Annotated in this window: 7 protein-coding genes; 5 read left to right on the top strand and 2 right to left on the bottom strand. The window is 71.9% G+C overall.

Going from position 1 to position 9,047, the window contains the following annotated elements:
- Nucleotides 1–2,718, bottom strand: a 2,718-nt coding sequence (locus tag AC3EO4_RS12830; RefSeq protein WP_431895555.1) for a helix-turn-helix transcriptional regulator, incomplete at its 3' end; no start/stop codon positions are given.
- 107 nt (nucleotides 2,719–2,825) lie between these two features.
- Here AC3EO4_RS12830 and AC3EO4_RS12825 point away from each other — a divergent pair.
- The 3 genes from AC3EO4_RS12825 (at nucleotide 2,826) to AC3EO4_RS12815 (ending at nucleotide 7,182) form a co-directional block, all read left to right on the top strand.
- Entirely contained in the window at nucleotides 2,826–5,504 is a 2,679-nt protein-coding gene (locus tag AC3EO4_RS12825; protein ID WP_431895553.1) for a helix-turn-helix transcriptional regulator, read from the top strand.
- A gap of 80 nt (nucleotides 5,505–5,584) precedes the next feature.
- A complete protein-coding gene (locus AC3EO4_RS12820) occupies nucleotides 5,585–6,268 on the top strand; it encodes an alpha/beta fold hydrolase (protein WP_431895551.1) in 684 nt (227 codons plus the stop codon).
- Between the two features lie 74 nt (nucleotides 6,269–6,342).
- On the top strand, nucleotides 6,343–7,182 hold the full coding sequence (locus tag AC3EO4_RS12815; RefSeq protein WP_431895549.1) for an alpha/beta hydrolase: 840 nt from the start codon (nucleotides 6,343–6,345) through the stop codon (nucleotides 7,180–7,182).
- Between the two features lie 72 nt (nucleotides 7,183–7,254).
- Here AC3EO4_RS12815 and AC3EO4_RS12810 read toward each other — a convergent pair whose 3' ends face one another.
- On the bottom strand, nucleotides 7,255–7,485 hold the full coding sequence (locus AC3EO4_RS12810; RefSeq protein WP_379567954.1) for a hypothetical protein: 231 nt from the start codon (nucleotides 7,483–7,485) through the stop codon (nucleotides 7,255–7,257).
- Between the two features lie 275 nt (nucleotides 7,486–7,760).
- Between AC3EO4_RS12810 and AC3EO4_RS12805 the strand changes: the two genes are divergently transcribed.
- Both AC3EO4_RS12805 and AC3EO4_RS12800 read left to right on the top strand, forming a co-directional pair.
- A complete protein-coding gene (locus AC3EO4_RS12805) occupies nucleotides 7,761–8,618 on the top strand; it encodes a helix-turn-helix transcriptional regulator (RefSeq protein WP_431895573.1) in 858 nt (285 codons plus the stop codon).
- Between the two features lie 147 nt (nucleotides 8,619–8,765).
- A complete protein-coding gene (locus tag AC3EO4_RS12800; RefSeq protein WP_379567956.1) occupies nucleotides 8,766–9,023 on the top strand; it encodes a hypothetical protein in 258 nt (85 codons plus the stop codon).
- The last annotated feature ends 24 nt before the right edge of the window (nucleotides 9,024–9,047 follow it).

The raw sequence follows: 9,047 nt of genomic DNA, 5'->3' as shown, positions 1-9,047 counted from the left end.
GGGCAGCGCCCTGCCCAGCTGCCTGCGCGAGCGGATCGCGAGCTTCCTGAACACCTTGCGCAGGTGGTACTCCACCGTGTTCGCGCTGATGAACAAGGCTGTGGCGATCTCCTGGTTGGTGGCGCCGCCTGCGGCGAGCCGGGCGATACGGATCTCCTGCGGGGTGAGGTCGTGGCTGGAGGAGACCGCGCGTGCGCGGGCGCGCTCGCCGCCGGCCCGGAGCTCCAGCCGGGTACGTTCGGCGAAGGCCGTCGCTCCCATGGTCGCGAACAGGTCGTAGGCGATTCTCAACTGGTCACAGGCGTCCGACCTGCGGCGCCTTCGTCGCAGCCATTCCCCGTACAGCAGCCGCGCCCGCGCCAGCTCCGTGGTCAGCGACGCGGATCCCAGCCGCTCGATCGCCTCCAGATACAGCGCCTCGTCGTCGGTCAGGAGCGCCCTGCTGCGAGCCAGCAACCCCAGCGCCCAGGGCGTGCCGCTCGCGGTGGCGCGCTCGGCCAGCCGGGCGAGCGCCCGCTCCGCCATGGCGACGTCGTTGTTGCGCACGGCCGCCTCCACGAGGTCAGGCAGCACGAGCGAGCCGTAGTGCGGCGGGTTCTCCTCGTAGATCACATCACCGGCGGCCTGCGCTTCGGCGTAGCGGCCGTACCCCAGGTGCAGCACGGTCAGCGCGGTACGGGCGAGCTGCACGGAGAGCCCGCCTCGGCGATCACCGCCAGGGCCGATCTGTTCGGCGACGGCGGCCATCGTCTCCGCCTCCTCGCCCCGCAGGGCGTGCAGCATGACATGGCGAGGCCGGGCGAAGTGCGGAAAGGTCCCGATCGCCTTGGCGACCTCCACGTACTCCTCGAAGTGGGCTTCCGCCGCGGCGAAGTGCCCGCGTGGCAGCTCCCACGTCGCGAGCCCGTGAAGGGCGCTCAGCAGCGCCCGCAGCGCCCCGTTCCTGCGTGCCGACGCCGCGTAGTCCTGCGCGCACGCGCCGAGCGCGACGCCGTCCCACAGGTCCAACGCGGTGATCATGCAGAGCAGCGACCAGTGGGCCGCGTCGCCGTCCTCGGCGGCATCGGCCCGCATGGCGGCGAGCGCCTCACTCAGCCTCGGGACCGCCGGAACGTAGCCGACGGCGACCTGCGTGGCTTGCGCGGCGAGGAGCCGGTCGGCCACCGCCGGCTCCGACGACACGCGCGGCAGTTCGAGCGCGGCCTGCGCGACGCGCAGCGTGCTCGCGCCCTCCTCGCTCCCCGCCACGACGATCGAGGCGTCCAGCGCCTCCAGCAGCGTGTCCCTGGCCGCCTCCACGTCGATCTTCGTGAGGATCCGCGCCGCGTCGAGCAGCAGCCCGACCGCGCCGTCCCTGCCGAGCATGACGCTGAGCAGCCCGCGAAGCCGCATGGCCTGCGCGTCGAGGGCCGGCACGCCCAGGTCCGCGGTGAGACAGTCCAGGAGTTCCTCGGCCCGGTGCGGAGCGCCCGCCGTGAGCGCCGCTCCGCAGGCGGCCAGCAGCCGGGCGTTGCGGCGCGGCCCGATCGCCGTGAGCTCGGCGGCCCGGTGCAGCAGGGCGGCCTGGGCCAGGCAGCCGCCGCGTTCGCGGGCGCGTACGGCACTGGCCTCCAGCTCGGCGGCGACCCGTTCGTCGGGGCCTTCCGCCGCCGAGGCCAGATGCCAGGCCCGCTGGTCGGCATCGGTCGCCGGGTCGGTGACCGCGGCGAGGGCGGCGTGCACGCGGCGGCGTTGCGCGCGGGTGGCGCCGCCGTACACGGCGGAGCGGATCAACGGGTGACGGAAGCGCAGCCCGCCGTACAGGTGTTCGCTGCGCTCCGCCTCCTCCACGGCGGCGTCCACCGCGTCTTCCGAGCCCGGCACCAGCAACGTCACGGCCTGCCGTACCAGGTGCTGGTCTCCGGTCGCGTCGGCGGCGGCGACGAGCAGGACCGTCTGGGTGAGCGAGCCCAGGTCCCTGACCTGGCTCAGGAACCTGGCCTCCAGCCTGTGGCTCAGCTGCCGCGGCCCGCCGAAGGGCAGCTGGTCGCCTGCGGTGATGCCGCGCGCGAACTCGCGGACGGCCAGCGGGTTGCCCCCGGTCTCGGCGACGATCCGGGCGGCGACGACGCGGTCGAGGTCGCCGTCGATCGTCGCGGTGAGCAGGGCCAGGGCGTCGCGCTCGGGCAGCCCGCCGACGTGCAGCTCCGCCAGGCCGGACAGCGACGCGAGGACGGTGTCGTCGTCGCGCACGCCGAACAGCAGGACGATCCTTTCGGCATGGAGCCTGCGCCCGACGAAGGCGAGAACCTCCAGGGATTCGCGGTCCACCCACTGGGCGTCGTCGCACACGGCGAGCAGCGGGCGTTCGGCCGCGGCTCCTGCCAGCAACGTCAGAGCCGCCAGCCCCACCAGGAACCGGTCCGGCGCGGGTGCGGCGAGCATCCCGAAGGCGGTCTCCAGCGCGTGGCGCTGCGGAGCGGGCAACCCGCCGAGCTCGCCCAGGAACGGCAGCAGCAGGCGGTGCAGCGCCGCGAAACCCAGCTCCTGCTCCGCCTCGACTCCGGCCACGACGGTGATCTGCAGGTCCGCCGCCGCCTCGACCGTGTGATCCAGCAGGGCGGTCTTCCCGATTCCGGCCGCACCACGGAGCACCAGAGCCCCGCTCAGGCCGTCTCGCGCGCCGTTGACCAGGCGTTCGAGCTCCACACGCTCGGCCTGCCTGTCGTGCAGGATCATGGGGATAAAGGTATCGAAGTTCACGATTGGTCGAATTACTACGGTGTTTCCGGGATTCGATGAGCACCTGGGGTGGGGCATCCTTACCGGCTGTGGGGATGAGAGCGGTGGCTGAGGTGCTCAGCCGTCAGGGGTTGCGTGGACGCGAGATCGAGATCGGGCGGTTGGACGGCCTGGTGGAGGGGGTACGGCAGGCGGGGACGAGCGCGCTGGGGGTGCTGCGCGGCGAGCCGGGGATCGGCAAGACGGCGCTGCTCGACGAGGCGATCACGCGTGCGAGGGCGGCGGGATTCTCGGTCGGTCTCGGCCGCGCCGACGAGCTCGACCAGATCGCGCCCCTCGCGTCGCTGGTGGCCTGCCTGCGTCACGGCGAGCGCCCGCTGATGTCCTGCGACGCCTTCGCCCGGCTGTCTCACCGTCATGACCAGCGCATCTGGCTGGTGGAGCAGCTCGCGGGAGCGATCGAGGCGAGAGCCGTGGACGAACCGGTCCTGATCGCGCTGGACGACGTGCACTGGGCCGACCCGCTCAGCCGGTTCGCGCTCGGGCTGCTTCCCGTCAGGCTGCGGACCTCGCCGGTGCTGTGGCTGCTGACCAGCCGTGACGACCACGGTGGCGCGGCGGAGGAGATCGCCCTCGCGGCGGCGCGCGACCTGCCGGCGCGGACCGTGCGGCTGGGCCCGCTGTCGGGGACGGCGATGGACCAGCTGGCCCGCGACGCGCTGGGAGAGGAGGCCGACGACCGGGTCAAGGAGCTGCTGGAGGGCGCGGGCGGCAACCCGTTCCTGGCGGTGGAGATGCTTGCGGGGGTGGCCTCCGCCGATCCAGCCTCCCGGCTGGTCCCCGGCGTGCGCGGCAGGCTCGGCTCGCTCCCCACCTCCACGCTGCGCTTCCTGCAGACCGGAGCGGTCCTGGGCCGGAGGTTCACCCTCGCCGACGCCGCCGCGCTCCTCGGCCGACCACCCGTCACCCTGCTGGCCGACCTGGAGTCGGCGGTCCGCGGCGGCCTGCTGGAAGACGACGGTGATCACCTGTCGTTCCGCCACGACCTGCTCCGCCAGGCCATCTATGCCGACGTGCCGCCCTCCGCCCGCAAGGCGCTGCACCGCGAAGCGGCCGCGCACCTGGTCACCACGGGCCGCAGCCCCATGGACGCCGCCCCGCACATCCTCATCGGCGCCGTGCCAGGGGACGAGCAGGCGATCGCGTTGCTGGGCAGGGCCGCCCACGACGTGCTGCCGATCGCCCCCGCGCTGGCCGCCGACCTGGCGATCCGCGCTCTCGAGCTGGCGCCCGTCGCCTCTCCGCTGCGTTTCGAGGTGGGCGAGCAGGCCATCGTCCATCTGACCAGGGCCGGCCGCAACCGGCAAGCCGTGCGGACCGGTCAAGAACTGCTGGCCCTCCGACCGTCGTTGGACGTCTTCGGGCGGCTGCAGGCCGCGCTGGGCGACCCGCTGTGGAACCTGAGCCTGGCCCAGGAGCTGCGGCACCGCGCCGAGAGCGGCCTTGACGCGGGCGGTGGCGGCCCACACGTCCAGGCGCGGCTGGCGGCCCTGCGCGCGCTGGCGATGTCGCGGGATCCCGACCTTGAACCCGCACGCGAGGCGGGCTGTGCCGCGCTGGCCCAGACCGTCGAGACAGGCGACCGCCAGGCGCGTGTGACGAGCCTGCTCGCGCTCGGCGAGATCGAGCTCAACGCCGGTCGCGGCGGCGCCGCCCTGTCCCACTTCACCGCCCTGCGGCTGGTCGACGAGGCCTACACCGCCGAAGAGGTCATCGCCCACCAGCATCTCGACGACTATGCCGCCGCCGAGCGGCTGCTGGCCGTACTGGAGGCGGAGCAGGAGGCTCCCCGTCCAGGGATGCTCCGATGGGCGCAGGCCAACCATCATCTGGGCCTGGGCAGGCTGGACGACGCCGAGGCCGAACTGCTGACCATGCAACACCTGGAGCGGAACGTCGGCGAGTCCGTCCACCAGGTGAACGCGCACGTGATCCGCTGCTGGATCGCGTGCCTGCGCGGCGAGCCCGACGAGGCCGGGGTATGTCTGGAGGCGGCCCGCCAGGCACTCGCCGACAAGCCGGATCGGGGCAACCAGGCGGCCGTCGCCTTCGCCGAGGCGATCATCGGCCGGACCGCGAGCAGGCTGCGCGACGTCGAGGGACCGTTCACCCGCTGGCGGCTGCTGCGCACGTGGATCGCCCCCGCGGTACGGCTGGCGCTGCGCGACGGGGACCAGGACCTGGCAGGGAGCCTGGCCGCCCAGGCGGACGCCCACGCCGCGCTCAACCCCGGTGTCCCGACAGTTCACGCCATCGCCGCACAGGTCGCCGGGCTCGTCGGCGACGACCTCGACCTGCTGGCGGGCGCGCACGAGCTGGCACGGTCAAGCCCCCGCCCACTCGTCCGCGCCGACATCGCCGCCGACCTGGGGCTGGCGCTGATGGCGCGCGGGCGCGGTGGCGAGGCGCTCAGCCCGCTGAACGAGGCCCACGACACGTTCACCGACCTCGGCGCCCACGGCGAGGCGGCCCGCGTCCGCGCCCACCTGGAGACGGGCTCGACCCGCACGGTACGGCCGGTGCAGGGTTGGCAGGCGCTTACCGCCACAGAGAAGAAGGTCGCCCGCCTCATCGCCGCGGGTCACACCAACCGCTCCGCCGCCGGCCGGCTCGTCGTCTCCCCCCACACGATCAACACCCACCTCACCTCCGTCTACCGCAAGCTGGCCGTCAACTCACGGGTGCAGCTCACCCACATCGCCATGAGCCACCCCGAGGACTGACGACCGGATGTGGGACGTTCGTGCGATGCCCATGGCCCGGCAGTCGGGTTCGCTGGAGGCGGTATCTCCCGGGAGGCGACATGAGCGAACCCATCCGGCCGACGATCGTGCTCGTGCACGGCGCTTTCACCGACGCGTCGAGCTGGGCCGCGGTCATCGGCGAGCTTCAGGCGGCCGGGTTCACCGTGCGTGCCCCGGCCAACCCGCTGCGCGACCTGGCCGGGGACGCCGCGCACATCTCCGGCGTGGTACGCGCGATCGACGGGCCCGTCGTCCTGGTGGGCCACTGCTACGGCGGCGCGGTCATCACCAACGTGGACGCCGGCAACGTCGTCGCCCTGGGCTTCGTGGCGGCCTTCGGCCTGGACTCAGGGGAAAGCGTCAGGGACCTGGTGCACCGCTTCGCCCCCATGCCGATCGCGGCCGCGACGGTCCGCGCGGAAGGCGAGCTGTACGTCCGCGACGATCGCTTCCGCGAGGTGCTGGCCGCCGACCTGCCGCCCCACGTGACCGCCGTCATGTCGGCCGCACAGCGCCCGATCGCCCGCGGCGCGCTGGAGGGCAGGTCGGGGCGGCCCTCCTGGGCGTCGCTGCCCACCTGGTACGCCATCGCCCACGCCGACCGGGCGCTGAACCCCCGCGCCCAGCACTTCATGGCCCAGCGCATGGCGGCCGTCGAACACCACCTGGACGGCTCGCACGCCGTACCGCTGTCCCTGCCCGCCGCCGTGGCGGACATGATCCGCGCCGCGGCGGGCCACTAGTTGGCTCATTCACGCGATGCCGCGAGGCGCGCGCTCGGGTTGGCTGGGGCCACCCGTCGCAAGGAGTCCCCACCATGTCCGCCGAGCATGACATTCAGCAGATCGAGCAGGCCAACGCCTCCGGCAGGATCCCTGTCGTCTTCGTCCACGGCCTGTGGCTGCTGCCCAGCAGCTGGGACCGCTGGGCCGCCGTCTTCTCCGAGGCGGGTTTCGCCCCGGTGACGCCCGGCTGGCCCGACGACCCCGAGACGGTGGCCGAGGCCAGGGCCCACCCTGAGGCGTTCGCCCACAAGACCGTCGGGCAGGTCGCCGACCACTTCGAAGGGCTGATCTCCAAGCTGGAGCACAGGCCCGCCGTCATCGGCCACTCCTTCGGCGGCCTGCTCACCCAGATCCTCGCCGGTCGCGGCCTGTCCTGCGCCTCGGTAGCGATCGACCCCGCCCCTTTCCAGGGCGTGCTGCCGCTGCCGGTGTCCTCCCTGCGTGCCGCCGCGCCGGTGCTGACGAACCCGGCCAACATCCACCGTGCCGTCCCGCTCACCTACGACCAGTTCCGCTACGCCTTCGCCAACGCCGTCACCGAGGAGGAGGCCGAGCAGCTGTACGCGACCTTCTCGGTCCCCGCCCCGGGCGCTCCGCTGTTCCAGGCCGCGGTGGCCAACTTCAACCCGTGGAGCGAGACCAAGGTCGACAGCACCGGTCCAGGACGCGGCCCGCTGCTCCTCATCTCGGGCGAGAAGGACCACACGGTCCCGTGGGCCATCACCAACGCCTCCTACAAGAAGCAGGCGCGCAACGAGCACGCGGTCACCGAGATCACGGAGATGGCGGGGCGCGGGCACTCGCTGACCATCGACAGCGGCTGGCGCGAGGTCTGCGACACCGCCCTGGCCTTCGTCAAGCGCTTCGTCTGAGCGGAGGACGTCGCCCCCCGGCCGCCAGGCGGGCAGGGCAGGCGGCGGAGGTGTTTCCGCCGCCCCCGCCGCTCAGCGTCTCCTGGCGCCGCCCCCTCCGTTGGCGGCCCCGTTGGCGGCCCCGGTGGCGGCCCCGTTGGCGCTGCCACCGCCGCCATCCAGCTGGACGGTGACAGCGGACACGATGGACGACGTTCCGGCAACGGTGTCCGCGCCGGCGGACGGGGCCACCGCGGCCGCGGGCGCCACAAGGGCGAAGGCCGTCATCGTTCCAACCGCTAGAGCGTTCCTGAACTTGATCATGACAGATCACTCCATGTCCTGTCGGTCGCGCCCTGGGCGATGGGCCCGGGCTGACGGAACGCCGACATCGGTATCGCGTGCACCGACACGGCGCCTGCGGACATCACGCTAGGAGGGATACGGAAAGGCATGGGAGGAGTCCCGCTCCCAGGGGCGGCCCTCCCCCTCACCCCCATGGACGGGAAATGCCGAAGCGTTTATCGCGAACCAGGAATACGCCACACAGCCGCCTGGTTGCCACCGAAAAGTGATGAACAACACATTCGGTGAATGAAATGGTCAGCGACAACTCTCTGGGTGAGTTCCTTCGCGCTCGGCGCGAGGTCACCACCCCCGAGCAGGTGGGGCTGCCGCACGCCGGTCCCCGCCGAACCCCTGGACTGCGCCGCGAAGAGGTGGCGATGTTCGCCGGGGTCAGCACGGACTACTACGTCCGTCTCGAACAGGGACGCGAACGCCACCCGTCCGAACGGGTGCTCGAGGGACTGGTCCAGGCACTCGCCCTTGACCTCGACGCCGAAGAGCACCTGCACGAACTCGCCCATCCCAGACCACGTCGCCGGGCAACGATCAGCCTGCCGGAGCAGGTCAGCCCGGACCTGCTGCGCATGATGAACAGCTGGCCGTACACGCCGGCCCTGGTGACGAACCGGCGGCTGGACGTGCTGGCGGCGAACCCGCCGGCCACCGCCCTCCACGAGGGGCTGGACCACGCAGGCAACCTGCTGCGCATGATCTTCCTGGATCCGGGGGCGCACGAGTTCTTCCGCGAGTGGGAGCAGGTCGCCCGCGCCCATGTCGGGCACGTGCGCGCCGAGGCGGGGGCGGACCTGGACGACCCCCACCTGGCCGACCTGGTCGGCGAGCTGTCCCTCAGGAGCGCCGACTTCCGCCGGTTGTGGGCCGGCCACGACGTGTCCCGCGTACCGCACAAGGTCATACTCCTGCGCCACCGCGTGGCCGGAGACCTGACCGTCACGTACGAGACTTTCAACGTCAACAGCGCGCCAGGCCAGCAACTGATCACCCTTCACGCCGATCCCGGCAGCCCTTTGCACACTCTTACCCTGCTCGGCAGGGACCTCGTGAAGGCCGGGCATGAAGACGCGCGCCATGCGGTGGCGCGCAGGTGAGATACCGCGCGTGCTTCAGGAAAGATAAAGCCAATATTTCAATATAAGTCCAAATTATCGTCGAATATCATTTATCGGAGTAGATTCGAGCCAAGTGCGTATCGTTGCCGTCCTGCCGGAAGCCGGCTCTGGCGAAAGGAGCCGATCGTGCCTGACAACGTACTGATCATCCGACTGCACTCGCTCAGCGGCGAGGACATCTCCATGGTCACCGGAGATTTCGACGGAGAGCGGCAGGCGGTGGAGGCGATCGCCAGCGCCCTGGACGAACGGCGCAGCCTGGTGTTGACCCAGGCGGGCTACGACCACGAGACCGAGACGAACGGCGTGGTCGTCAACCTGGCCAACGTGGTGTTGGTACGGGTGTCCACGTCGGACAGCGCCGGCGCCGGGCAGTACCTGTAGAGGCGGCCACTTCGCGCCGGAACG

It is taken from the genome of Nonomuraea sp. bgisy101 (genome assembly GCF_057708945.1).
This window is presented reverse-complemented; position numbering and strand designations above follow the sequence as displayed.